Origin of the sequence: Glaesserella sp., assembly GCF_041814905.1 — a bacterium.
In the GTDB taxonomy this organism is placed as follows: domain Bacteria; phylum Pseudomonadota; class Gammaproteobacteria; order Enterobacterales; family Pasteurellaceae; genus Glaesserella.
The window spans coordinates 1-25405 of sequence record NZ_JBGXYA010000046.1 but is presented as its reverse complement, the minus strand read 5'-3'; the positions used below and the strand labels follow the sequence as shown (position 1 = coordinate 25405).

22 protein-coding genes are annotated in these 25405 nt (G+C 42.8%); 17 read left to right on the top strand and 5 right to left on the bottom strand.

Going from position 1 to position 25405, the window contains the following annotated elements:
- The first annotated feature begins 62 nt into the window (after positions 1–62).
- From ACEYJ7_RS06965 to ACEYJ7_RS06925, 9 genes are all read left to right on the top strand, one after another.
- Positions 63–704: a YagU family protein gene (locus ACEYJ7_RS06965; RefSeq protein WP_373778353.1), complete on the top strand. Its 642-nt coding sequence runs from the start codon at positions 63–65 to the stop codon at positions 702–704.
- A 198-nt stretch (positions 705–902) separates the two neighbouring features.
- Positions 903–1562 (top strand): amino acid ABC transporter permease, encoded by a 660-nt coding sequence (locus ACEYJ7_RS06960; RefSeq protein WP_373778352.1) that lies wholly within the window; start codon positions 903–905, stop codon positions 1560–1562.
- Positions 1552–2220, top strand: coding sequence for an amino acid ABC transporter permease (locus ACEYJ7_RS06955; protein ID WP_373778351.1), 669 nt, complete (start codon positions 1552–1554; stop codon positions 2218–2220). Before ACEYJ7_RS06960 ends, ACEYJ7_RS06955 begins: the two co-directional genes overlap by 11 nt.
- A 221-nt stretch (positions 2221–2441) precedes the next feature.
- Positions 2442–3542, top strand: coding sequence for a DUF917 domain-containing protein (locus ACEYJ7_RS06950; RefSeq protein WP_373778350.1), 1101 nt, complete (start codon positions 2442–2444; stop codon positions 3540–3542).
- Entirely contained in the window at positions 3535–5178 is a 1644-nt protein-coding gene (locus ACEYJ7_RS06945; RefSeq protein WP_373778349.1) for a urocanate hydratase, read from the top strand. Before ACEYJ7_RS06950 ends, ACEYJ7_RS06945 begins: the two co-directional genes overlap by 8 nt.
- Before the next feature lie 32 nt (positions 5179–5210).
- Complete coding sequence (locus ACEYJ7_RS06940; protein ID WP_373778348.1) at positions 5211–6488, top strand: MFS transporter; 1278 nt, start codon at positions 5211–5213, stop codon at positions 6486–6488.
- A gap of 92 nt (positions 6489–6580) precedes the next feature.
- A complete protein-coding gene (gene hutH / locus ACEYJ7_RS06935; protein WP_373778347.1) occupies positions 6581–8227 on the top strand; it encodes a histidine ammonia-lyase in 1647 nt (548 codons plus the stop codon).
- Between the two features lie 125 nt (positions 8228–8352).
- Positions 8353–9084 carry an amino acid ABC transporter ATP-binding protein gene (locus tag ACEYJ7_RS06930; RefSeq protein ID WP_373778346.1) on the top strand — a complete coding sequence of 244 codons (732 nt, stop codon included), beginning with the start codon at positions 8353–8355 and terminating at the stop codon, positions 9082–9084.
- A 53-nt stretch (positions 9085–9137) separates the two neighbouring features.
- Positions 9138–9983 carry a cysteine ABC transporter substrate-binding protein gene (locus ACEYJ7_RS06925; RefSeq protein WP_373778345.1) on the top strand — a complete coding sequence of 282 codons (846 nt, stop codon included), beginning with the start codon at positions 9138–9140 and terminating at the stop codon, positions 9981–9983.
- A gap of 80 nt (positions 9984–10063) precedes the next feature.
- On the opposite strand, the gene proS is transcribed toward ACEYJ7_RS06925, so the two are convergent.
- A complete protein-coding gene (proS, locus tag ACEYJ7_RS06920) occupies positions 10064–11779 on the bottom strand; it encodes a proline--tRNA ligase (RefSeq protein WP_373778344.1) in 1716 nt (571 codons plus the stop codon).
- A 350-nt stretch (positions 11780–12129) separates the two neighbouring features.
- Here proS and acpP point away from each other — a divergent pair, with 350 nt between their 5' ends.
- The 6 genes from acpP to ACEYJ7_RS06890 all read left to right on the top strand — a co-directional run bounded on the left by acpP (position 12130) and on the right by ACEYJ7_RS06890 (position 19177).
- Complete coding sequence (gene acpP / locus ACEYJ7_RS06915) at positions 12130–12360, top strand: acyl carrier protein (protein ID WP_006249478.1); 231 nt, start codon at positions 12130–12132, stop codon at positions 12358–12360.
- 126 nt (positions 12361–12486) lie between these two features.
- A complete protein-coding gene (locus tag ACEYJ7_RS06910) occupies positions 12487–13245 on the top strand; it encodes a DeoR/GlpR family DNA-binding transcription regulator (protein WP_373778343.1) in 759 nt (252 codons plus the stop codon).
- A gap of 64 nt (positions 13246–13309) precedes the next feature.
- Positions 13310–15142 carry a glutamine--fructose-6-phosphate transaminase (isomerizing) gene (gene glmS, locus ACEYJ7_RS06905; RefSeq protein ID WP_373778342.1) on the top strand — a complete coding sequence of 611 codons (1833 nt, stop codon included), beginning with the start codon at positions 13310–13312 and terminating at the stop codon, positions 15140–15142.
- A 416-nt stretch (positions 15143–15558) separates the two neighbouring features.
- Positions 15559–17418 (top strand): PTS mannitol transporter subunit IICBA, encoded by a 1860-nt coding sequence (locus ACEYJ7_RS06900; RefSeq protein ID WP_373778341.1) that lies wholly within the window; start codon positions 15559–15561, stop codon positions 17416–17418.
- Positions 17419–17504: 86 nt separating this feature from the next.
- Positions 17505–18653, top strand: a complete 1149-nt coding sequence (locus ACEYJ7_RS06895) for a mannitol-1-phosphate 5-dehydrogenase (RefSeq protein ID WP_373778340.1) — start codon at positions 17505–17507, stop codon at positions 18651–18653.
- A complete protein-coding gene (locus tag ACEYJ7_RS06890; protein ID WP_373778339.1) occupies positions 18653–19177 on the top strand; it encodes an MltR family transcriptional regulator in 525 nt (174 codons plus the stop codon). Before ACEYJ7_RS06895 ends, ACEYJ7_RS06890 begins: the two co-directional genes overlap by 1 nt.
- 21 nt (positions 19178–19198) lie before the next feature.
- Here the strand turns inward: ACEYJ7_RS06890 and ACEYJ7_RS06885 are convergent, their stop codons facing one another.
- The 3 genes from ACEYJ7_RS06885 to ppa all read right to left on the bottom strand — a co-directional run bounded on the left by ACEYJ7_RS06885 (position 19199) and on the right by ppa (position 22477).
- Positions 19199–21055, bottom strand: coding sequence for an SLC13 family permease (locus ACEYJ7_RS06885; RefSeq protein ID WP_373778338.1), 1857 nt, complete (start codon positions 21053–21055; stop codon positions 19199–19201).
- A gap of 84 nt (positions 21056–21139) precedes the next feature.
- Complete coding sequence (locus ACEYJ7_RS06880) at positions 21140–21880, bottom strand: M48 family metallopeptidase (protein WP_373778337.1); 741 nt, start codon at positions 21878–21880, stop codon at positions 21140–21142.
- A gap of 69 nt (positions 21881–21949) precedes the next feature.
- Positions 21950–22477: an inorganic diphosphatase gene (gene ppa / locus ACEYJ7_RS06875; RefSeq protein ID WP_373766569.1), complete on the bottom strand. Its 528-nt coding sequence runs from the start codon at positions 22475–22477 to the stop codon at positions 21950–21952.
- 275 nt (positions 22478–22752) lie between these two features.
- Here ppa and ilvC point away from each other — a divergent pair, with 275 nt between their 5' ends.
- Positions 22753–24234 (top strand): ketol-acid reductoisomerase, encoded by a 1482-nt coding sequence (gene ilvC, locus ACEYJ7_RS06870; protein ID WP_373778336.1) that lies wholly within the window; start codon positions 22753–22755, stop codon positions 24232–24234.
- 109 nt (positions 24235–24343) lie between these two features.
- Positions 24344–24970, top strand: a complete 627-nt coding sequence (locus ACEYJ7_RS06865; RefSeq protein WP_373778335.1) for a glutathione S-transferase N-terminal domain-containing protein — start codon at positions 24344–24346, stop codon at positions 24968–24970.
- A 26-nt stretch (positions 24971–24996) separates the two neighbouring features.
- On the opposite strand, the gene ACEYJ7_RS06860 is transcribed toward ACEYJ7_RS06865, so the two are convergent.
- A partial coding sequence (locus ACEYJ7_RS06860) for a tyrosine-type recombinase/integrase (protein WP_373778334.1) occupies positions 24997–25405 on the bottom strand: 409 nt, incomplete at its 5' end.

Below are 25405 nucleotides of genomic sequence, written 5' to 3'. Positions count from 1 at the left end.
AAATGTCCACCTTTGATATTTATTTCGAAAATTTAAATAAATCACTTACTTGGAGAGTATTTATGAGTTTATTTCAACAAACAGATCCGTCTCGTCGTCGTTACGGCTTAGCCGTATTCGTCGGTATTATTGCCGGTATTATCTCAGCATTCGTAAAATGGGGTGCCGAACATCCGTTCCCACCTCGTAGCCCAATTGATTTATTCACTGCAGCGTGTCCACAACCGGTATTAGATGCGTTAAATTCCGGCGCATTAGCCATGAATGGCGCATTAGAACAATGTTCTCGTGCCGTATTAAACCCGCCGGCAGTTTTCTTACGTGATTACATCGGTATTGACCCTTATAATACTGTTGCATTTACTTTTGCAGACCACCCATTTAACTCAATCGGTGTAACACATATGATTTTCTCATTAGTATTCGCTATCGGTTATTGTATTGTTGCCGAGCGTTTCCCGAAAATTAAATTCTGGCAAGGTATCGGTGCAGGTATTATCGCTAACATCTGTGTACACTACATTACATTCCCTCTGCTCGGTTTAACGCCTCCGGTTTCAGAGTGGCCGTTATACGAACATATTTCTGAATTAGTCGGTCATATCTTCTGGTTCTGGACAATTGAGGTCATCCGTCGTGATTTACGTAACCGAATCACCAAACAACCGGATCCTGAAGTGCCGTTAAGTCAACCGTTCCGTTAATCATAAAAATGATAAAAACCGCAGTCGTAAGATTGCGGTTTTTTTATGGCACCAAGAGAAAAACTTGTGAAATTATGAGTAATTTGACTATTTTGTTTGTTTTTTATTCCATATGGCTATAATACATTTCTTCCGAGCCTTTCCCTATGTAACCAATCATTGCACAATGAGTCATTTAAAATGTATTAATCAATATTTATGAATTGGTCTTATGTTCTCGATGTGATTCCTCGCTTTGTGGATGCTGCGTGGGTTACGCTTTCTCTCTCATTTTGGGGGATTCTGTTTTCTTTTCTGTTAGGGCTGGTTGTAGCCGTGATTACTGCTTACAAACTCAAGCCGTTTTTCTATTTAGCTCGAGCCTATATCGAACTTTCCCGTAATACCCCATTACTCATTCAACTTTTTTTCCTCTATTACGGCCTACCGAAAATCGGAATTAAATGGGACGGTTTCACTTGTGGTGTCATTGCTCTCACTTTTCTTGGCGGAAGTTATATGGCAGAAGCGCTACGCGCAGGTCTTTTAGCAATACCCCAAGGCCAGATTGAAGCCGCAAAATCAATTGGCTTAAAGCATTTTCAAGTTTTTCATTACATCGTATTCCCACAGGCTTGGGCGATTTCTTTGCCTGCACTTGCCGCAAACGTATTATTTTTAATTAAAGAGTCATCGGTAATCAGCGCGGTTGCGGTAGCCGAATTGATGTTTGTGACTAAAGATATTATCGGAATGGACTATAAAACCAATGAAGCACTCTTTTTGCTATTCGTAAGCTATCTTGTGATTTTGTTGCCCATTTCATCGTGGGCACATTGGGCGGAAAAACGGGTAAGGAGAGCAAAATATGGGGTTTGATTGGTTATTTGAGGGGCAAAACGCTAGCCGCTTAATCCAAGGTCTATGGCTCACTATTCAGGTGTCATTTATTTCCGTTGGTATTTCATTGATAACTGGGGTGCTATTCGGTTCCTTAATGCGAGTGAAAAATACGGTGGTACAAAGCATTTGCCGTTTATACCTTGAAACTATTCGTATTGTACCGATTTTAGCATGGTTATTTATGCTCTATTTCGGTCTTTCCACTTGGTTCAATATTCATATTAGCGGTTTTTGGATTTGTATTCTTGTTTTCAGCCTATGGGGAACCGCAGAAATGGGAGATTTAGTACGCGGCGCACTCAATGCTATTGAGAAACATCAGATTGAATCGGCAAAGGCGATAGGGCTTAAACCGGCTCAGATTTTTCGGTATATCGAACTTCCGCAAGGTACCCGCCTTGTACTACCCGGAGCGATTAATCTATTTACCCGCATGATTAAAACCAGCTCATTAGCTGCATTAATCGGGGTCATTGAAGTAGTAAAAGTCGGGCAACAAATTATCGAAAATTCATTACTCACCAATCCCAATGCTTCATTTTTTGTTTATGGATTGATTTTTATACTCTATTTTATGATCTGCTATCCGCTTTCATTATGGGCAAGCAAGCTGGAAAAAAGCTTGACCAACTAAGCCAATAACAAAAAATTAATCCGTTTCTTAACCTTTGATTTTACTCATCAGTAAGTTTATAAACGGATTTTCATTCCTACAAAGCATATAACATTTAAAATAATATAACTAAAAGTTAGTAACTTTTGGTTATTTATTGTTTGAATTAGTTACACGACAAATTTCTTTACGTTCAGTAATATCCATGCAATTTGAGTATTCATAAATCAGAGGATATGACGATGGGAAGAATCTTAACACTTCAAGACGTAGAATTTGCCGTTAAAGGCGGTTCGGTTTTTGCCTGTGGTGGTGGCGGTTGGACGGAACATGGCTACGAATTGGGGCGGGCTGCCGTCACTATCGGTAGACCTGAATTGGTTTCATTAGACGAAATTGACGATAGCGCGTGGATAGCAACTGCCGCCGCAATTGGCGCACCGGGTGGATTAACCGATTGGGAAATGCTTGGTATGGATTATGTCAAAGCAACCCAGTTGTTAGAACAAGCATTAGGCGAAAAGTTATATGGATTGATTATCGGGCAAAATGGGATGTCATCAACGCTGAACGCTTGGTTACCTTCTGCTATTTTAGGAACAAAAGTTGTTGATGCTGTTGGTGATCTTAGAGCCCACCCCACAGGCGATATGGGCTCGCTTGGGCTGGCTAATTCACCGGATGCCATGATTCAAACGGCAGTGGGCGGTAAAAGAGCGAATAATCAATATATTGAATTAGTTACCCGGGGTGCTACCGCAAAAGTTTCTCCTATTCTACGCAAAGCATCGGATATGGCTGGTGGTTTTATAGCCAGTTGTCGGAACCCTATTCGAGCAAGCTATGTTCGTCAACACGCGGCATTAGGCGGGATTTCTCATGCGCTATCTTTAGGCGAAGCCATTGTCGCTGCCGAACATAAAGGAGGGAAAGCGGTCATTGATGCGATTTGCCAACATACAGGTGGAACCATTCTTGCCACAGGTAAAGTGAAATCAAACACCTTGCGTTATACCAATGAGGCCTTTGATGTTGGCACGATTCAAATCGGTACCGGAAAGAAAGCCGTGACAATTCATGTGATGAACGAACATATGGCGGTAACGAATGCTGCCGGTGAACGTATTGCCACTTATCCGGATGTCATTACGACGTTAAATATGCATGGCGAACCGGTTAGTGCAGGGAAAGTCCGTGAGGGCATGGAAATTGCCTTATTCCATATTCATAAAAACCTTATTCCTCTCTCATCCAGCATGAAGGATCCGAGTGTTTATCCTCCGGTTGAAAAGGTTTTAGGCATTAATTTATCGGACTATGCGCTAGGAGAAAATCATGACTAAAACAGTATTCCAAGTCACTTCAGGAAAGCAACTACGTTGTAAAGGCTGGCGTCAAGAAGCGTTGTTACGCTTGTTAGAAAATGTGTTAGCCGTAGGTGAAGCGCCAGAAAAATTAATTGTTTATGCGGCACTTGGTAAGGCGGCTCGTAACTGGCAGAGCTATGAAGCGATTGTTAACGCATTAAAAACGATGACGGAAGATTACACTTTAATCATTCAGTCAGGGAAGCCTATCGGTTTGCTAAAAACGCACGCAAAAGCACCGCTTGTTATTATGGCTAACTGTAATTTAGTCGGACAATGGGCAAACTCTGAGGTATTCTATGAACTCGCTCAAAAAGATTTAATTTGCTGGGGCGGATTAACGGCAGGGGATTGGCAATATATCGGCTCTCAAGGAGTTATTCAAGGGACTTATGAAATCTTTAGTCGAATAGCCGAACGCTATTTTAATAGTCAGCTTGCCGGCCGTTTTATTCTTTCTGCGGGATTAGGCGGAATGGGCGGTGCTCAGCCTTTAGCTGGTTTTTTGGCGGGAGCAGCCATTTTAGTTGTCGAAATCAATCCTGAAAGTATAGAAAAGCGTTTAAAAAGCGGCTATTTGCAATATCGGGCAGAGAGCTTAGATGAAGCACTGACACTCATTCAAACCGCACAACAAAATAAAACGGCAATTTCGGTTGGTCTGCTAGGCAATGCGGCAGATATTTATCCTGAATTGGTTCGTAAAGGAATTATTCCGGACATTGTGACGGATCAAACGTCTGCACATGATCTGATTTATGGCTATATTCCCGCTGAATACGATTTAGACACAGTCAAACAATTAAGAGAAACGGCACCGAAGCAACTTATCTCAGCCGGTTTATCGTCCATTAAACGTCATGTCTCTGCGATGTTAGATTTTCAACGTGCAGGTGCAATTGTTTTTGATAATGGCAATTTAATTCGAACCCATGCCAAGCAAGCCGGTGTGGAAAACGCCTTTGATATTCCGATTTTTACAGAAGCATTCTTACGCCCGCTCTTTTGCCGAGCGATTGGGCCTTTCCGCTGGATTGCTCTCTCAAATGATCCAAAAGATATTGCCACCATTGATACTTACCTTTTAGAGAAATTCGCTCACAACAAAATTGTGACCAACTGGATCACATTAGCCCGTCAATATATTCCTTTTGAAGGTTTGCCTGCTCGTATCGCTTGGCTAGGTCATCAAGAACGCACTGAATTAGCCTTAGCGGTAAACAAAATGGTAGCTGATGGTGTGTTATCCGCGCCTATTGCATTTACTCGTGATCATCTTGATGCCGGCGCAATGGCTCACCCCAATATCATGACTGAAAATTTACTTGATGGCTCAGATGCTATCGCTGATTGGCCACTCATTAATGCGATGGTGAATAGCGCTTCACAAGCAGATTTAGTTGCGATTCATTCGGGCGGTGGCGGTTATAGCGGCTATATGACTTCTGCCGGAGTGACGGTGATTGCCGATGGAACAGAGGCTGCTGCCGAACGCTTAGCACTTTCCATGACAAACGACACTAGTTTAGGCGTAATGCGCTATGCCGATGCAGGCTACGCGGAAGCATTAGATGAAGCAATCGCGAAAGGGTTAAATTATATTCAACTTTAAAAAATAATAGGCAACACAACAGGAAAAAGATAATGGAAAAGAAAACAACAAGTACAAATAAAGCAGTGGGTGCTGCAGCTATTGGTAACGCACTTGAATGGTATGATTTTAGTATTTTTGCGTTTTTCGCAGCATATATCGGTCATAGCTTCTTCCAAGATGGCGATGAAACCTCCGCATTAGTCAAAACCTTTTTAGTTTTTGGGGTTGGCTTTATTGCCCGACCTTTAGGCGCACTCTTTTTAGGTGCGTATGGCGATAAGGTCGGCAGAAAAGCGGCATTAACATTGACTATCGGTTTAATGGCTATCGGTACGCTGATCATTGCCGTTGCACCACCGATTTGGACAATCGGTGCAGGCGCGCCTATTTTGCTGCTTGTCGGACGTTTGTTACAAGGTTTTTCTGCCGGCGGAGAAATTGGTGGCGCAACGGCCTATCTTGTAGAGTCTGCACCTGCAAATAAAAAAGCGACGTATGCTGCTTGGTTACAAGCAAGTATGGGGTTTTCTAATATTCTTGCCGCACTAGCCGGTTGGACGGTCAGCTCTCTTTTTGAAGATCAACAAATCAAAGAGTGGGCATGGCGTTTACCTTTTATTTTCGGTTTATTAATTGTACCGGTGGGGTTATATATTCGTAATACGTTAAACGAAACCGAAGCATTTATTGCAGATAAAGTCCATACCCGTAAAGAACATGCACCATTATTGGATATCGTCAGAAAATATCCGCAACACTTATTTGCCGGAATTCTCTTTTCTATTCTATGGACCGTCTGTGTTTATACCTTAATCATCTATATGCCGACATATTACGCCTCGCCGAATGTGGGGTTGGGTTTCCAACGTAGCGATTCTTTCCTTGGCGCCTTATTGGGCAATGTATTTATGGTTATCGGTTGCTTAGTGTCAGGAAGATTCGCAGACAAATTCGGGGCTTATCGTATTCTGACAATTGCCACACTACTTTTAATGGTAGGAAGCTACCCTATTCTTGCGTGGCTGCATAGTGCTCCGACGATTGCCAATTTAGTGATTGCGCAGAGCCTCTTTTGTATTCTCGTTTCTGTTTTTGCAGGCACGGCGCCATCGGCATTAGCCAATTTATTTCCGGTTTCCGTTCGTTCAACCGGTATGGCGATTGCATATAACGTCGCTGCCATTTTCTTCGCAGGTTTCACCCCGGCGTTAATGGCGTGGGCGACAACGGTGCACCTGTTTGCACCTTCCTTTTATCTTGCACTCGCAGGTGTTATTGCATTAGTCGGCATTCACTGGATGCGTAAACTCAATCCAAGTGCAAATTAAATCAAATGACTTAACGGCAAGCGGTCTGTTTCACACAAAATTTTGCAAATTTTTTCGACAAACTGACCGCTTGTCACAGAAGAGGACAATATATGAATACGATTTTTTATTGGTTTAAAGTCATCACCATCACCGCAATAAGTTTACCGCTTTGGGCGAAATCGACCTTGGAGCTTAGTCCTACACGACCATTAACCATTGAACAAGTGATTGATGTAGCAAAAAATGATACCCAAGTCTCCATTGACTCGGCAGGATGGAAAAACCTTGAACAAGGTCATGAAGTCGTTTTACAAGCGGCACTTAATAATGTCGCCGTTTATGGCTTAACGGTAGGCGTTGGTTGGAATAAAGACAAACCGGTATTTAAACAACAAGACGGCAAGAAAGTACTTTCGGAAGAACTGATTACGCTTTCAAAGCAATTTAATTTATCCTCATTAAGAGCGCATGCAGCTGGTATGGGAGAAGCACTTCCTGAACATATTGTACGTGCAGCGATGCTTATCCGCTTAAATACCATGTTAAAAGGCGAAACGGGCGTTCAAATTGCCGTTGCTCAGCAATATCTTGACTTTTTGAATCATCACATTACTCCTGTCGTACCAGCACAAGGCAGTGTAGGTGAAGCGGATATTACATTGGCCTCTCATATCGGCTTAGCGATGGTCGGGGAGTGGGATGTTTTCTATCAAGGCAAACGCCAACCTGCAAAGGCGGTATTAGAGACGTTAAACATCAAACGACTAGAGCCGGTTGGTAAAGATTTTCTGTCCATTTTAAGTACAAACAGTGTGATGGCGGCAAAATCCGTTTTTCTGACTCAAGAAGCTCAGGCACTTTATCAAAAGCAAGTGTATCTATTTGGGCTGATGTTAGAAGGCTATAACGGCAACGTTGCGCCGTTTAGTCTGGCATCCACGCAAGCCCGCCCGTTTGCTTATGTGCAAAAAGCCGCTGAAGATATTAGAAATACGTTGGCGGGAAGTTATTTGTGGGAAATTTCAGAAAATCGTGCTTTACAAGATCCGCTCTCTTTCAGAACCATGGCTTATACTCTAGGGAGCGTGCTTGAAAATATTCATGCATTGAAAAATACGGTTGAAATTCAAATCAATGCAACGGACGATAATCCGTTAGTGTTGATTCAAGCCCCAGAGGTACAAGAACCGCAATTAAAAAAATATGAAATTGCTCACGGCGAATATGGCGCCATTTATCCGACTGCGAATTTTAATTTTCTGCCTGTTGTAACAAAAGTGGAATACCTGAATCAATCTCTGGCAAAATTAGCGGAAGTGATGACTCAACAACTGATTCGCCTTGAAAATCCGGATTTCACCAAATTAAGCCGTTTTCTCAGCGCAGCCAACAATGAAGGTCACGCGTTTGGTGCAATACAAAAACCGTTTTTAGAAACCACCGTAAAAATCAAACAGCTTGCGCAACCGGCATCATTTTATTCCGCCACCCTTGCCGGCAATATTGAAGATACGGTAACGATGAGTGGCATTGCATTAGAAAACAGCCAAAAAATTATCGACGGTATTTATGAGATCGACGCTTTCCAATTACTGCATGCAACACAAGCATTGGATCTACGTAAGCCTTCACATATCAGTAAACAGAGCGAACGTATTTTGAACGCCTATCGCCAACAGGTTCCGTTTATTGAGCAAGACCGTGTTTATACCCCGCTGATCGAAAAAGGGATTACTTTCTGGAAACAGTATCAATAAAAGAAAATGAGGCGTAACGCCTCATTTTTATATCAAAAAGAAATAAAAAATAGTTTTTAAGACTTTCTCTTTCTTTATATTTTCCCACAAAATTCTTTCACCGACTTTCAACAAACCATGAACTTATGCCGTTATTAACCATTCGAAACTTACATAAAACTTATGGAAATACTGTTGCTATTCCTGATTTAAGTTTAGATCTGCACAAAGGTGAAGTCGTGGTTATTCTCGGGCCTTCCGGCTGCGGAAAAAGCACGCTACTACGCTGTGTTAACGGTTTGGAAGAAAAACAAGGCGGCACCATTTCAATGGACGGTGTAGGTGAGTTTGGCAAAGACTTAGACTGGGAAACCTCTCGCCAAAAGGTCGGAATGGTGTTTCAGAGCTATGAGTTATTTGCTCATTTGAATGTGATTGACAATATTCTGTTAGGCCCACTGAAAGCACAAAAACGTGATCGATCAGAAGCGGAAGCACAAGCGGACAAATTACTTGAACGTGTCGGTTTATTAGATCGTAAAACGGCGTTCCCCCGCGAACTTTCAGGCGGACAAAAACAGCGAATCGCTATAGTTCGAACACTTTGTATGAACCCTGAAGTAATTTTATTGGATGAAATTACCGCCGCCTTGGATCCGGAAATGGTGCGAGAAGTCTTGGATGTCGTGCTTGAACTTGCCGAGGATGGCATGTCGATGCTGATCGTCACTCACGAAATGGGCTTTGCCGAAAAAGTTGCCGATCGGATCATTTTTATGGATAAAGGCGAAATTATTGAACAAAGCGAACCGCACGCATTTTTTCATCATCCGCAAACCGAGCGGGCGAAACAATTTTTACACGGGATGGATTATTAACAAGCGGTCCGTTTCGTCTCTTTTTTACAAATCTATGCTGACAGGAGAACCCGATGAAACTCAACATCCTCTTTAAAACGCTACTCACCACGGCAATTGCCGCCTTTGGATTAACCGCCTGCGATAATGCGGGGACGAGCTCAACGAATAACGCAACGACAGCCAAAGACAGCATTGCGCAAATTAAAGAAAAAGGCGTGATTCGTATCGGCGTATTCGGTGATAAACCACCGTTCGGCTACGTCGATGCCGACGGCAAAAATCAAGGTTTTGATGTCGAAATTGCCAAAGACATCGCCAATGACTTACTCGGTAGCCCCGATAAAGTCGAGTTCGTATTAACCGAAGCGGCAAACCGTGTGGAATATTTAAAATCCAACAAAGTCGATTTGATTTTAGCCAACTTTACTCAAACGCCCGCACGAGCGGAAGTGGTTGACTTTGCCAGCCCGTATATGAATGTTGCCTTAGGTGTCGTTTCACCGAAAGATGCACCGATTACCGATATTGCACAATTAAAAGGTAAAACCTTGTTAGTCAATAAAGGGACCACGGCGGATGCCTATTTCACAAAAAATCATCCGGAAATCACCTTGCTTAAATTCGATCAAAATACCGAAACCTTTGATGCGCTAAAAGACGGTCGCGGTGTGGCATTGGCACACGATAACGCGCTATTGTGGGCATGGGCGAAAGAAAATCCGAGCTTCGATGTGGCTATCGGAAATGTCGGTCCTCAAGAATTTATCGCACCGGCGGTACAAAAAGGCAATAAAGCCTTATTGGATTTTGTAAACAACGAAATTGCAGCATTAAAAGCCAACGGAAAATTAAAAGCGGCTTATCAAAAAACCTTAGTGCCGGTTTATGGCGAAAAAGAAGATTTATTGGCGAAATAACATCAAATTTGTAAAATTTCACAAAAAAAGACCGCTTGTAATCACTTACAAGCGGTCTTTTTTAGCTAAAATTTTGCAGATTATGCGTTGATTTGCCCTTTCAAGAAATCCAACAACTGTTCTTTGGCAATCATCTGTTTCTCACCGGTACGGCGGTTTTTATACTCAATTTCACCGTTTTCAAGGTTTTTCTCGCCGATGACTACCATATGTGGCACACCGATTAATTCCATATCGGCAAACATCACACCTGGGCGTTCTTTACGGTCGTCAAAAATCACATCAACGCCTTGTGAACGTAGAGTTTTATATAGATCTTCTGCAAAGGCTTGGACGCTTTCAGACTTGTGCATATTCATCGGTACCACCGCAACAGTGAAGGGTGCAATCGCATCGGTCGGCCAAATGATCCCACGTTCATCGTGGTGCTGTTCAATCGCTGCCGCAACCACACGAGTGACACCGATACCATAGCAGCCCATAATCATTGTTTGCGGACGACCATCTTCCCCTTGTACTGTCGCTTTCATCGCTTCAGAATATTTTGTGCCAAGTTGGAAAATATGCCCCACTTCAATACCACGTTTGATTAAGAGCGTACCTTTACCGTCTGGGCTTGGGTCGCCTTCCACCACATTACGCAAATCCGCAATTTTCGGTAAAGCAACATCACGTTCCCAGTTGATGTTGAAGTAGTGTTTACCGTCAATGTTCGCCCCTGCACCAAAGTCGCTCATTAATGCCACGCTTCTATCGATAATCACTGGAATCGGCATATTCACAGGACCTAGCGAACCTACGCCCGCACCGATTTTCGCTTTAATTTCCGCTTCATCGGCAAATTCAAACGGCTCTGCCACTTCCTCGCATTTTACCGCTTTGATTTCATTGAGTTCGTGATCGCCACGGATAACTAATGCCACTAACGGCTGTTCTTCACTTGCACCTTTAACAATCAAGGTTTTCACCGTTTTTTCAATCGGTAGATTGAACTGCTCAACGAGTTCTGCAATAGTTTTTGCATTTGGCGTATCAACAAGGGTCATCTCTGCCGTTGGGGCTTGATGTTCACCGACTGCAATCGCTTCTGCAAGTTCGATATTTGCTGCATAGTCTGATTCGGTTGAGAACACCACATCATCTTCACCGCTTTGGGCTAACACCTGAAATTCGTGTGATGCCGAACCGCCGATAGAACCGGTATCCGCCGCGACCGGACGGAAATCCAAGCCTAAACGAGTGAAAATATTGCTATACGTTTGGTGCATCACATCATAGGTTTCTTGAAGTGATTCTTTGCTGGTATGGAACGAGTAAGCGTCTTTCATTAAAAACTCACGCCCACGCATTACCCCAAAACGTGGACGGACTTCGTCACGGAATTTGGTTTGAATTTGGTATAGGTTTAACGGAAGTTGTTTGTATGAACTCACTTCACGACGCACTAAATCCGTAATCACTTCTTCGTGGGTCGGACCTAATACGAACGGGCGGTCGCCACGATCTTTAAAACGCAGTAACTCAGGGCCGTAATCTTCCCAACGCTCAGACTCAACCCATAAATCCGCAGGTTGCACCACGGGCATTTCCACTTCTAAAGCACCGCTTTTATTCATCTCTTCACGAATAATATTTTCCACTTTTTTCAACACACGCAACCCAGTCGGCAACCAGTTGTACATACCGGAGGCAAGCGGTCGGATCATACCTGCACGCAACATTAGCTGATGGCTAACGACTTGAGCGTCATTCGGGGTTTCTTTAAGGGTTGAAAATAAATATTGGCTGGTACGCATTGTTTATCCTGTTTCTGTTTAATTCTAATTACCAAAAATGGGCGTTATTCTAAAACAAAACCGCTAAAAATCGGCAAACTATTTGCGAATTTGCAAAATTTTTATTAAATCTGACCGCTTGTATCGCGGAAATTACGTTGCAATCCAAAATACGCTATAGATAAACCTTACTCATAATGTTAGAATTATCCCGCTTTTTCGCTCTACTTGTGTGGGCGAATCCCTTTAGTTCAGGTGTGTGGAAAAGCTAAAGCTGGTTTGACTTCCTTAAAAAGAGGTTGAATTTAGTTAATTTTTCTTTACACTGTTTAACTCTCGCACTTAGGCGATTTTACAATAGGAAACAAAAAATGAGCATTGAAGAACGCGTAAAAAAAATCATCGTTGATCAACTTGGCGCTAAAGCAGAAGATGTTAAACCTGAAGCTTCATTCATCGAAGATTTAGGCGCTGACTCTCTTGATACTGTTGAGTTAGTGATGGCTTTAGAAGAGGAATTCGATATCGAAATTCCTGATGAAGAAGCAGAAAAAATCACGACTGTTCAATCTGCGATTGATTACGTTCAAAACAATCAATAAGATTTATTTGCGAAAGGCGGCTTTTAAGTCGCCTTTTTGTTATCTGAAATTTCTACTTTCCTTTCCTTCTATTTCTCTATATAATCCGCACTAAATTTCGAAACGAAAGCTTTTCAAAAGCTAACAATGTCAAAACGAAACACACAACAACGCCGCCAAATCATTACCACTATGGTACAAGAGCAAGGCGAAGTCAGCGTAGAAGACTTAGCAAACCTATTTGAAACATCGGAAGTGACGATTCGTAAAGATCTGACCGCTTTGGAAGAAAGTGGTTTTTTATTGCGCCGTTATGGCGGCGCGGTCAGATTACCTTCTGAAATTATCGAAGAATCGCACGAACAACTTTCGAAACAAAAGTTAGCGATTGCTAACGAAGCGGCACATTGGATTCGGGATCATAACCGTATCATTATTGATAGTGGCAGCACCACTAAAGCATTAGTGAAAAAGTTACATCAACCCGGTTTGGTCGTCATGACCAATTCTCTGAGCTTAGCGAATGAATTGATTGCGCTGGAATGCGAACCGACAGTATTAATGACGGGTGGCACATGGGATGCCCGCTCCGAATCGTTTCAAGGCAGAGTTGCCGAACAGGTTCTACGTTCTTATGACTTTGACCAACTGTTTATCGGGGCTGACGGTATTGATTTGGCTCAAGGTACAACCACATTTAATGAACTTATCGGATTAAGCAGGGTCATGGCTGAAGTAGCCCGTGAAGTGATTGTGTTGATTGAATCACAAAAAATTGGGCGCAAAATGCCAAATGTCGAATTGGAATGGCAGCAAATCAGTAAACTGATTACGGATGAGCAACTTCCCGCCGAGATTAAAGCGCAAATTGAAGCGCACGGTGTGGAAGTGATTATTGCCAAATAGTCACTGTTATCGTTGATAACAAAATGTACAGATTTATTTTTAACAAACATAGGAAAGCAAATTTATGTGTGGAATTGTAGGTGCAGTAGCACAACGCGATGTCGCAGAAATCTTAGTTGATGGTTTACACCGTTTGGAATATCGTGGTTACGATTCTGCCGGTGTTGCTGTATTAGGCAAAGACAACGAATTACAAATCGTTCGTCGTGTCGGTAAAGTGAAAGCTCTTGATGAAGCGATCGAAGAACACCCAATCTTAGGCGGTACCGGTATCGCACACACTCGTTGGGCAACCCACGGAGAACCGTCAGAAGCAAATGCTCACCCGCACCGTTCAGGTAAAATTGCCGTCGTCCATAACGGAATTATCGAAAACTATGAAGAACTTCGTGAAGAGCTTCAAGCCCGTGGCTATGTTTTCCAATCTCAAACCGACACGGAAGTTATCGCGCATTTAGTTGAATGGGAACTTCGTTCATCTAAATCATTACTCGAAGCGGTACAAAAAACCGTTGTGCAATTACGCGGTGCTTACGGTACTGTGGTAATGAACCAAGAAGAACCGGAGCATTTAGTCGTTGCCCGTTCCGGTAGCCCGATTGTTATCGGTTTAGGTGTCGGCGAAAATTTCCTTGCTTCTGACCCGCTTGCATTATTAAGCGTGACCCGTCGCTTTATCTATTTGGAAGAAGGCGATATCGCAGAAATCACCCGTCGTTCCGCAACCATTTACGACCGTGACGGTAACCGCGTAGAACGTGAAGTCCACGAAGGTAACTTTGAAGCGGACGCAGCGGATAAAGGTCCATACCGCCACTATATGCAAAAAGAAATTTTTGAACAGCCGGTAGCCATTATCAATACCCTTGAAGGTCGTATCGCTAACGGTAAAGTGGTAATTGATGCCATCGGTAACGGTGCGGACAAAATTCTTGAGAAAGTCGAACACGTACAAATTGTTGCCTGCGGCACTTCATATAACGCAGGTATGGTGGCGCGTTACTGGTTTGAATCGATTGCCGGCGTAAGCTGTGATGTCGAAATTGCATCCGAATACCGCTACCGAAAATTCGTCACCCGCCCGAACAGTTTATTGATCACCCTTTCCCAATCAGGTGAAACGGCAGATACTTTAGCCGCATTACGTTTGGCGAAAGAAAAAGGCTTTATGGCAGTAATGACCGTCTGTAACGTAGCAAGTTCTTCTCTTGTACGTGAATCGGATATTGCATTCCTGACCCGTGCAGGTGTTGAAATCGGCGTGGCATCCACCAAAGCATTTACTACCCAATTAACCTGTTTATTATTGCTTAACGTTGCGATTGGTCGTTTAAAAGGTACCGTAAGTGAAGAGCAAGAACATCATATTGTTCACGCCCTTCAACGCTTACCGGCACAAATTGAAAGCGCATTAGTCTTTGATAAAGAGATTGAAAAATTATCTGAAGATTTTGCGGAAAAACACCACACCTTATTCTTAGGTCGCGGTGAATATTATCCGATTGCAATGGAATCCGCATTGAAATTAAAAGAGATCTCTTACATTCACGCAGAAGCTTACGCAGCGGGTGAGTTAAAACACGGTCCATTAGCACTTATCGACAGCGACATGCCTGTGATTGTGGTTGCGCCGGAGAACGATTTACTTGAAAAAGTAAAATCAAATATTGAAGAAGTACGTGCGCGTGGCGGTCAGCTCTATGTGTTCGCCGATCACGATGCAGGCTTCAGTGATGCAGAAGGTTTCAAAACCATCGTATTACCAAAAGTCGATGAAGTTACCGCACCGATCTTCTACACCGTACCGTTACAATTACTCTCTTACCACATTGCCTTAATCAAAGGTACCGACGTGGATCAACCACGCAACCTTGCGAAAGCGGTAACCGTGGAATAGTCATTATTCTTGCCCGCTTGCGGGAGAGAGGCCGATTTTTGCAAAGTTACGGCTTTGCGAAAATCAGAGAGCAAGACAAGCGGTCAGTTCATGATAAAAATTTGCAAATTTTGTCACGGAACTGACCGCTTGTTATTGTTTTCAAATAGGCATCATTTATCAATCAGCCGGAGGACTTTTGTTGTTTTTTTGCAAATGGCGAATTCTCTTCCATACCCATAAATGTGATAAAGATCACAAATTTTATTAACATAAAAAATAAATGTGATCTATTTCACATTTTTAAAAAACACACACCTGAATAAACGTGATCTACTTCACATTTTCCACCAAAACTCATTGGTAACCGCTTTTTATGGTGCTATTTTGCACACCAATTTACTTCCCTCTAATTTTCTCTCAATCGTGAGGTCATTATGTCTTCAAACTTAAAAGTAAAAGTCCAAGGTTTTGGGCGTTTCTTATCCAATATGGTGATGCCTAACATCGGAGCATTTATTGCCTGGGGTTTTATCACCGCATTATTTATTCCGACAGGTTGGTTACCAAATGAATCGTTAGCCAAGCTCGTCGGTCCAATGATTACTTACTTACTTCCGTTATTAATCGGTTATAGCGGCGGTCGCTTAGTCGGCGGCGAACGTGGTGCGGTAGTCGGTGCTATCACAACAATGGGGATCATTGTCGGTGCAGATATTCCAATGTTCTTAGGCGCGATGATTGTCGGACCTTTAGGCGGTTGGGCTATTAAAACTTTCGATAACTGGGTTCACGGTAAAGTGAAAAGCGGTTTTGAGATGTTAGTCAATAACTTCTCGGCCGGTATTATCGGTATGTTACTCGCACTACTTTCATTCGGTGTAATCGGTGGATTGGTGACTCAACTTTCCGACTTACTTGCAGCGGGAGTAAACGCGTTAGTTGCGGCAAACTTACTACCGCTAACATCAATCATTGTTGAACCTGCGAAAATTTTATTCTTAAATAACGCGATCAACCACGGTATTTTCTCACCGCTCGGTATTCAACAATCTGCCGAGTTGGGCAAATCCATTTTCTTCTTAATTGAAGCAAACCCGGGTCCGGGCTTAGGTATTCTTTTAGCTTATATGTTCTTTGGTCGCGGTTCCGCCAAACAAAGTGCAAGCAGTGCTTCTATCATTCACTTCTTCGGTGGTATTCACGAAATTTACTTCCCGTATGTATTAATGAATCCGCGTTTAATTCTGGCTGTGATTGCCGGCGGTGCAACCGGCGTATTAACCAACAGCTTATTAGGTGGCGGTTTAGTTTCTCCGGCGTCTCCGGGTTCTATCATTGCGGTATTAGCGATGACACCGGGCGGTGCACACTTCGCAGTCATTCTTTCTGTTGTTTTATCTTGTGCGGTATCATTCTCTATCGCTTCCGTATTGCTTAAAATGCAAAAAGGCGAGGCTTCTTTAGAAGATGCACAATCTCAAATGCAATCCATGAAAGCAGCAAGCAAACCGGCAGTAAACGCAGACAGCAAAATCACAAAAATCTATGTTTCTTGTGATGCCGGTATGGGTTCAAGTGCCATGGGTGCAAGTATGCTGCGTAAGAAAGTACAAGCTGCCGGTTTACCGATTGAAGTCATGAACTTGGCAATCAATGATTTACCAAGTGATTCACAATTGGTTGTTACTCATAAAGATTTAACTGCCCGTGCGCAAAAACAAGTGCCACACGCACAACATTTATCATTGAATAACTTCTTAGACGGTGCATTCTATGATGATTTAGTGGCAAACCTTGCAAAACAGCAAGGCGCAGGAAAAGCACCTGTTACATCGGCTCCGGCGGCAGAGATAGGTAAAGGTTTAACCTTAAGCACAAACCAAATTTTCTTAAACTTAACCGCAAAATCTAAAGAAGAGGCGATTCAATTTGCCGGTGAACAACTCGTGAAATTAGGCTTTGCCAGAGAAGCTTATATTCCTGCCATGTTCGAACGTGAGAAACAGATTTCAACTTACTTAGGTGAAGGTATTGCCGTTCCTCATGGTACAATTGAAGCCAAAGACAATGTACTCAAAACCGGTATCGTGTTCTGCCAATATCGTGATGGCGTACGCTTTACCGATGAAGAAGACGGCATTGCAAAACTGGTTATCGGTATCGCTGCGCACAATAATGAACATATTCAAGTGGTAAGCGCCATCACCAATGCTTTGGATGATGAAGCGACAATGGCAACATTAACTCAAACGGATGATCCGCAAAAAGTATTAGCACTTTTAACCAAAGCCTAGTCACACAATCGGCACGGAGTATTCCGTGCCGAGTTGTTTACAAGCGGTCAGATTTTTAACATTTTTTACAAATCGAGGAAAAGCAAATGAATGCATTACATTTTGGTGCAGGAAATATTGGTCGTGGTTTTATCGGCAAATTATTAGTGGATTCAAACGTTCACGTTACTTTTGCCGACATTAATCAAACCCAAATCGACCAAATTAATCAAAATAAACAATACGGCGTAAAAATTGTCGGCGATACCAGCCGTACTGAAATCGTATCCAATATTGATGCGATCAATTCAAAAGACGAGCAAGCGGTGATCGACAAAGTAAAAAGTGTGGATTTAATTACTACTGCTGTTGGTCCGAATGTACTTGGCTTTATTGCACCACTCTTTACGAAAGCCTTAGTTGCCCGAGTTGAAAGTGGCAACACCAAACCGCTCAATATTATCGCATGTGAAAATATGGTTCGCGGTACGACGTTCTTTAAACAGAAAATTTTTGAAAACCTGACGACGGAACAGCAACAACAAATCGAACAGTATGTCGGTTTTGTCGATTCCGCCGTAGACCGTATCGTCCCTCCTGCAGAACCTGACCCGAATGATCCGCTTGAAGTGACCGTTGAAGAGTTCAGCGAATGGATTGTTGATCAAGCCCAATTTAAAGGCGATATTCCGAAAATTGCCGGTATGGAATTAACTGACAATTTAATGGCGTTCGTTGAACGTAAATTATTTACGCTCAATACAGGTCACCTGATTTCTGCCTATTTAGGTAAGAAAGCCGGCGTGAAATGGATCAAAAAAGCAATTGCCATCGACAGCATTAGAGAAGCGGTCAAAGCAACCATGGAAGAAAGCGGCGCTGTGTTAATTAAGCGTTATAATTTCGATCCGCAAGCCCACGCTGCATATATCGAAAAAATTCTGAAACGTTTCGCAAATCCGTACTTAAATGATGATGTGAACCGTGTCGGACGCGAGCCTATTCGTAAATTAAGCCCTAACGACCGTTTAATTAAGCCGCTACTAGGGACTTTAGAGTACGGATTAGATAACAAACATTTGCTCAACGGCGTCGTAATGGCGTTGAAATATCGTAATGACGAAGATCCGCAAGCGGTCGAATTAGCGAAATTTATTGCAGATAACGGAGTGGCTGAAGCGATTAAACACTATACCGGTTTAACCGATGATAATGTCATTTCAAAAATCGTTACTTTGTATAACTTACATAATTAATGCTTTCTCAAGATAATTTTATCGAACAGCTCAACGAGGTTGCCTCTTTACGAGGTTTCCTCGCTTTATCGACTAACCAACTTGCCGAACAAGTTGAACGTTTGATACAGCGAGTTTTTCGTAAAACAGATTTTGCACTGAAGTCAGTGGTAGATTCCTTATTTGAACATCAAGGTCCGCTGGCAGAATTGCCTGTACGCTTAAAATTATTATTAGGATTGGGGGTCATTTCCGCTGAACTCTATGAAGACATTAATGCTTTTCTTGATATCAAAATTCGGTTAAGTGATGAGGTGGAAGAACACTCTTTTGCCAGCCCGTTTGTGATGCAGTTCTCACAGAAATTACATCATATTGATCTGTTTCAAGTGTCTGAATTATCAAAACTAACATCAATGATTGAGAATAAAGACTCTATGCAACGTCAAATGCAGCAGCTCCGAATTGAACGGGTAATGCGTTCCAGCCTTATTCTAGCAGTCACGAAAATGTTGGATATGTTAGATGTAGAAAGCCCGTTATAGTCTTAATGGGCATCTATTTGATCACAACGGAAATAAGAGTGGTACTAAGAATACCGATAATAACATCACCAAAATGGTAAACGGCAAGCCGACTTTAACAAAGTCCATAAAACTATAACCTCCCGGAGCCAACACCATGGTGTTCACCGGCGAAGAAACCGGTGTAATAAAGGCAGCAGAAGAGGAAATCGCAACAATCATCGCAAAAGGTACACCGGAATAGTTAAGCTGTTGTGCTAATGCTAAAGCGATTGGCATGACTAAAATTGCTGTTGCAGTATTCGAAATAAAAGCGCTGATAATGGAAGTAAAGATAAAGAGTACAATCAACACATAATGCACATCCAACCCCTGCATAATCTCAAGCAGCATCTTCACGATAATTTCAATCCCGCCGGTTTTTTGTAACGCAATAGAAAACGGCATCATCCCGACAATCAACACAATACTTGGCCAGTGAATCGAGTTATAAGCACTTTTCATATCGATGCAACGGAATTTCCCTAACATCAAACAAGCAATTAATGCAGCAATGACATTCGGCACAATGCCGGTAATCATCAACACAACCATGGTAAATACGGAGAAAATTGCATGAGGTGCTTGGCTGATCGCTGGCGCTGCATGTTTACTCTCTTCCGGGGTATTCAGTAAGAAAAAATCGCGGTTCTCTTTACCCATCTCGAGAATCTGCGTCCATACGCCCATTACCAGTAAAATATCACCGAATTTGATCGGCGTATGAATAATATCTTCCTCTAAAATTTGACCGTCACGCTTGATCCCAACCACACTTAAACCGTAACTGGAACGGAATTTCAACTGACTGATACTTTTCCCGATACTTTCCGCCTCCGGCATAATCGAGATTTCCGCCACACCTACAGATTTTGCCGAAAAATATTCGCCTTTAAGCTCGATATTTTTTAGACCGAATGTTTCACAATGTGCTAAAAAAAGATCTTCCGGGATATTAATATCCATTAATAACACGTCTTTCTCACGTAAAGTCGCATTGCCATAAGCTGCGATTGAAACACTTCGCAAACGTTTAACCCTTTGTATTGCAACAATATTTAGACCATATTGACTACGTAAGTTAAGTTCATTAATGGTTTTACCGATAAATGTTGAGTTCTCACTCACTACCACCATTTTAGCACGTCCGTGTAACTGATATTCTTCAATAAATTGATACATCGAAGAGGCTTTTCTTTTCTCAACGGGTGGCGCCTCCCCGTTATCCAACCAATTACGGGCAAATAGCATATAGATGATACCTAATGCTAAAACCGCTAAACCTACCGGCGTAAAACTAAAAAAACCGAGCCCTTCCGCACCGGATTTCACGAGTTCGGAATTTGCAACTAAGTTCGGCGGAGTAGCGATTAAGGTCATCATACCGCTGATTAAACCGGCAACACTTAGGGGCATCATTAATCGTTTCGGAGATATCCCCATTCCGGAACAGATAGCAAGTACAACCGGAATAAAGATTGCGACAATACCGGTTGAACTCATAAAAGAGCCTAACCCGGCAATTGACAACATGAGTAACACCAACACTCTGGCTTCACTCGCACCAGCAACCCGCATCAACCATTCACTGACTTGATAGGCAATTCCGGTACGAACAAGGCTTTCACCGACAATAAATAATAATGCAATCAAAATGACATTCGGATCACTCAATCCGGCAAAAACCTCATTAACCGTTAAAATCCCGCTTAAACTGAAAAAAGCGATAACTAATAACGCAACAATATCCATCCTTAATTTATCTTGGATGAATTGCCAGATGGAGAAGATTAATAACACTAGCACCCAAAATAATGGGTGCTGTAAGAAATCAGGAAGGAAATTCAATAAAGATTGCATAATTATCATACGATTTTTAAATAAACCACAATCAGGATTATACGGATTATTTCAGAATAAACAGAGACTTATGTCAAATTTTGACTACTTTCTTGCCTGATAATATTGCATCGCTTGCGGCATCCATTTTTGAATATTTTCCTGACGGTTTTCGTCGGACGGGTGAGTAGTAAAGAATCCGCCCGAACCACCCGTTGCTTTCTGCATTTTAGTCCATAATTGAGAAGCTGCTTGCGGGTTATAGCCGGATTTTGCCATCAAATAAAGCCCGAGTTCGTCAGCCTCACTTTCATCACTGCGTGAAAACGGATTATCCACCCCAAATGTTTTCAACGAACCTAACGCACTGTATCCTCCAACATTTATATCACCTAAAACCGCTTGGGTTACACCGAATAAAGTATCCACCACCATACTGCGATTAGTGCTGATTTTGCTGTGTTCTTTAAGCGCGTGTACCATCTCATGTCCCATTACGGTTGCGATTTCATCATCTGAAAGACTTAATCTATCAATTAATCCGCTCGAAAAACCCATTTTGCCGCCCGGCATTGCCCAAGCATTCAAATCATCGCTTCTCAATACAATTACCTCCCAATTGAACGGAATACCGGTGGTATTTTCACGTTCTGCGTAAGGTTTCATCGTGTTAAAAACTTTATGAATACGACGAGCAGTCTTAGAAGTCGTATCCAGCCACCCTTTTTGAGCCGCTTCCGCTTTGACTTGTGAATAAGCACTCTCCGCTTTGGCATTCATATCTTGAGTATTCACGCAGGCACTCAATCCCAAAGCCAAACCCACAATTAAAAGAAATTTTTTCATCACAATTCTCCTGATATAAAAAATGCCAAAGCATTAAACTCCGGCATTATATAAATATTCAAACAAACATTATTTTTTCGCACGTTCGAAAGATTCTAAGATCTCTTTGCGGGCTTCATTCACATCGCCCCAACCTTCGACTTTCACCCATTTACCCGCTTCTAACGCTTTATAGCTTTCGAAGAAGTGTTGGATTTGCGCTTTTAATAGTGCCGGTAAATCACCCACATCTTGGATGTGATCGTACTCTTTGCTTAATTTCGAGTGCGGAACCGCTACCACTTTCGCATCACCGCCGGCTTCGTCGGTCATTTTTAACACGCCGACCGGACGGCAACGGATCACCGCACCCGGCTGAAGCGGATAAGGTGTCGGCACTAAGACGTCTACCGGGTCACCGTCAGAAGAAAGGGTGTGGTTGACATAACCGTAGTTCGCCGGATAGAACATGGCGGTTGCCATAAAACGATCCACGAAAATCGCACCGCTCTCTTTATCCACTTCATACTTGATCGGATCGGAGTTGGCAGGAATTTCAATTACAACATAAATATCATCCGGTAATGCTTTACCGGCAGGTACGTTTTCTAAGCCCATGTGAGTTTCCTTCTGTTTGAGTCAAGGTGAAAAAACGTAAAGATTATAGCGGATTCATTTCGGATCGGCAAAGCAAGCGGTCGGTTTCTGCGAAAAATTTGCAAAAAACCGCTCGTATCCGACCGCTTGTCATTTCATATTTTGCAATGATTAATCCTAATAATATCAATTTACGCAACAATAAAAAGCGGTATAATCCGCACCGTACAACAAATACAGTATGTAAACACAACATTAACCGTTCAACAAACTTCTCAAATCAAAAGGATTCTACCATGGCTAACTATTTCAACACGTTAAACTTGCGCCAACAATTAGATCAATTAGGTCGCTGCCGTTTTATGGATCGCGACGAATTCGCCGATGAAGCGAACTACTTAAAAGGTAAAAAAGTCGTGATCGTCGGCTGCGGCGCGCAAGGTTTAAACCAAGGTTTAAATATGCGCGACTCCGGTTTGGATATCTCTTACGCCTTACGTCCGGAAGCCATTGCGGAAAAACGTGCGTCATTCACCCGTGCAACGGAAAACGGCTTTAAAGTCGGCACCTATGAAGAGTTAATCCCGACGGCGGATTTAGTCATTAACTTAACCCCCGACAAACAACACTCTAAAGTGGTTGCGGATGTCATGCCGTTGATCAAAAAAGGCGCGGCATTAGGTTATTCGCACGGTTTAAATATCGTGGAAGTCGGTGAGCAAATTCGTAAAGACATCACTGTCGTGATGGTTGCGCCGAAATGCCCGGGTACCGAAGTACGTGAAGAGTACAAACGCGGTTTCGGTGTGCCGACATTAATCGCGGTTCACCCTGAAAACGATCCGCAAGGCGAAGGCTTGGCGATTGCGAAAGCATGGGCGGCGGCAACCGGCGGTCACCGTGCGGGCGTATTAGAATCTTCTTTCGTTGCCGAAGTAAAATCCGACTTAATGGGCGAACAAACCATCCTGTGCGGTATGTTACAAGCCGGCTCCATTGTTTGTTACGAAAAATTAGTGGCGGAAGGTAAAGACCCTGCCTATGCCGGCAAATTAATCCAGTACGGTTGGGAAACCATCACCGAAGCCTTAAAACAAGGCGGAATCACTTTAATGATGGATCGCCTATCCAACTCGGCGAAACTCCGTGCTTTCGAACTTTCCGAACAAATCAAAGAAGAATTAGCCTTCTTATTTGAAAAACACATGGACGACATCATCAGCGGTGAATTCTCTTCCACGATGATGGCGGACTGGGCAAACGGTGACGCAAATTTATTAAAATGGCGTGAAGAAACCGGTAAAACGGCATTTGAAAACGCACCGAACGGCGACAGTATCAAAATCAGCGAGCAAGAATACTTCGACAACGGCGTATTAATGGTTGCGATGGTCAAAGCCGGTGTCGAATTAGCCTTTGACACCATGGTCGCCAGCGGTATCTACGAAGAGTCCGCTTACTATGAATCACTCCACGAATTACCGTTAATCGCCAACACCATTGCGCGTAAACGTTTATACGAAATGAACGTGGTGATTTCAGATACGGCGGAATACGGTAACTACCTGTTCGCTAACGTGGCAACCCCAATCTTGCGTGAAAAAGTCATCCCGACCTTACAACGCGGTGATTTGGGCGAACCAACACCAACCGTTGAAATCGATAACGTCACCTTACGCGATGTCAACGATGCGATCCGTAACCACCCGATCGAATATATCGGTCAAGAATTACGTGGTTATATGACCGACATGAAACGTATTTCCTCACAAGGATAATTGTGTAAGAATAAAGGGCGAATCAAGTGTTCGCCCATTTTTTTTACAAAATTTCTCCCTACCCTCTTTTTACCGAAACTAGGGAGAATATTGAAAGAGGAAAGCAATAATGAAACTTTGGTATTCCACAACAAGCCCTTTCGTGCGCAAAGTACGAGCAGTCGCACATTATCACCACTTACAAGATCAAATTGAACTAATGCTGGTTACCCGTGCATTTTCTGCCGACTCCCCCCACAACCAAAACAATCCGCTTGGGCGTGTACCTGCATTGCAATTGGATAATGGTGACTGGTTGTGTAACAGCAGCGTGATTGCCGAATATCTGGATGCCCGAGGCGGGCAACCCACATTGTTTACTAAAGATGAACGACGTTGGAAAGTTATGGCGCTCTACGCATTAGCAGAAGGTGTTTTGGAAAATACCGTGAGTGCTTTACTCCCTGAGCGAATGTTCCGCCCGGAAAATGAATGGTGGATTTCTCGCCATCAACAAATTTTAGAGCGTAATGAACGCACTTTAAAAGTCATTGCGCAAGATATTAAACCTTTCGGCACGGAATTGAACATCGGTACATTATACACAGTTTGTATGATCGATTTCTTACTATTCCGCTCGAATGTGACCGGTGCTGACGGCTACTCTGCAATACCGACATTAAAAGAGTGGTCGGATAAAATGAACGCGCTCTATCCTTGTTTAGAAGCGACTAAACCGGTGATGCCGCCGCAATAACCCGAAAACGGAAAAAAGTGATGGCATTATTCATCACTTTTTTTTCGTTTTGCCCGCGGGTGAGCCGAATCATAAATTTTCGCTAAGTGTTGGAAATCCAAATGGGTATAAATTTGCGTGGTGGATAAACTGCTATGCCCCAGCAACTCTTGTACGGCACGTAAATCAGCACTGGCTTCTAACATATGCGTAGCAAAAGAATGGCGTAATTTGTGCGGATGCACATGGGTATCCAGTGCTTGTCTTTTTCCCCATTTTTGCATAACCAGTTGAATCGAACGATGAGAAAGACGTTTGCCCTGCCGATTTAAAAACAACGCATAATCTTTCGGTTTAAATGTTTTACGCACCGTCAACCAATGACGTATCGCCGCTAACGCTTTCGAGCCAATCGGTACAATCCGCTCTTTATTTCCCTTCCCTAACACACGTACT

Bases quoted from the DNA above. Each gene is read 5' to 3' on its own strand.
- ACEYJ7_RS06965 (WP_373778353.1), top strand. From the start codon at position 63: ATGAGTTTATTTCAACAAACAGATCCGTCTCGTCGTCGTTACGGCTTA.
- ACEYJ7_RS06960 (WP_373778352.1), top strand. From the start codon at position 903: ATGAATTGGTCTTATGTTCTCGATGTGATTCCTCGCTTTGTGGATGCT.
- ACEYJ7_RS06955 (WP_373778351.1), top strand. From the start codon at position 1,552: ATGGGGTTTGATTGGTTATTTGAGGGGCAAAACGCTAGCCGCTTAATC.
- ACEYJ7_RS06950 (WP_373778350.1), top strand. From the start codon at position 2,442: ATGGGAAGAATCTTAACACTTCAAGACGTAGAATTTGCCGTTAAAGGC.
- ACEYJ7_RS06945 (WP_373778349.1), top strand. From the start codon at position 3,535: ATGACTAAAACAGTATTCCAAGTCACTTCAGGAAAGCAACTACGTTGT.
- ACEYJ7_RS06940 (WP_373778348.1), top strand. From the start codon at position 5,211: ATGGAAAAGAAAACAACAAGTACAAATAAAGCAGTGGGTGCTGCAGCT.
- hutH (WP_373778347.1), top strand. From the start codon at position 6,581: ATGAATACGATTTTTTATTGGTTTAAAGTCATCACCATCACCGCAATA.
- ACEYJ7_RS06930 (WP_373778346.1), top strand. From the start codon at position 8,353: ATGCCGTTATTAACCATTCGAAACTTACATAAAACTTATGGAAATACT.
- ACEYJ7_RS06925 (WP_373778345.1), top strand. From the start codon at position 9,138: ATGAAACTCAACATCCTCTTTAAAACGCTACTCACCACGGCAATTGCC.
- proS (WP_373778344.1), bottom strand. From the start codon at position 11,779: ATGCGTACCAGCCAATATTTATTTTCAACCCTTAAAGAAACCCCGAAT.
- acpP (WP_006249478.1), top strand. From the start codon at position 12,130: ATGAGCATTGAAGAACGCGTAAAAAAAATCATCGTTGATCAACTTGGC.
- ACEYJ7_RS06910 (WP_373778343.1), top strand. From the start codon at position 12,487: ATGTCAAAACGAAACACACAACAACGCCGCCAAATCATTACCACTATG.
- glmS (WP_373778342.1), top strand. From the start codon at position 13,310: ATGTGTGGAATTGTAGGTGCAGTAGCACAACGCGATGTCGCAGAAATC.
- ACEYJ7_RS06900 (WP_373778341.1), top strand. From the start codon at position 15,559: ATGTCTTCAAACTTAAAAGTAAAAGTCCAAGGTTTTGGGCGTTTCTTA.
- ACEYJ7_RS06895 (WP_373778340.1), top strand. From the start codon at position 17,505: ATGAATGCATTACATTTTGGTGCAGGAAATATTGGTCGTGGTTTTATC.
- ACEYJ7_RS06890 (WP_373778339.1), top strand. From the start codon at position 18,653: ATGCTTTCTCAAGATAATTTTATCGAACAGCTCAACGAGGTTGCCTCT.
- ACEYJ7_RS06885 (WP_373778338.1), bottom strand. From the start codon at position 21,055: ATGCAATCTTTATTGAATTTCCTTCCTGATTTCTTACAGCACCCATTA.
- ACEYJ7_RS06880 (WP_373778337.1), bottom strand. From the start codon at position 21,880: ATGAAAAAATTTCTTTTAATTGTGGGTTTGGCTTTGGGATTGAGTGCC.
- ppa (WP_373766569.1), bottom strand. From the start codon at position 22,477: ATGGGCTTAGAAAACGTACCTGCCGGTAAAGCATTACCGGATGATATT.
- ilvC (WP_373778336.1), top strand. From the start codon at position 22,753: ATGGCTAACTATTTCAACACGTTAAACTTGCGCCAACAATTAGATCAA.
- ACEYJ7_RS06865 (WP_373778335.1), top strand. From the start codon at position 24,344: ATGAAACTTTGGTATTCCACAACAAGCCCTTTCGTGCGCAAAGTACGA.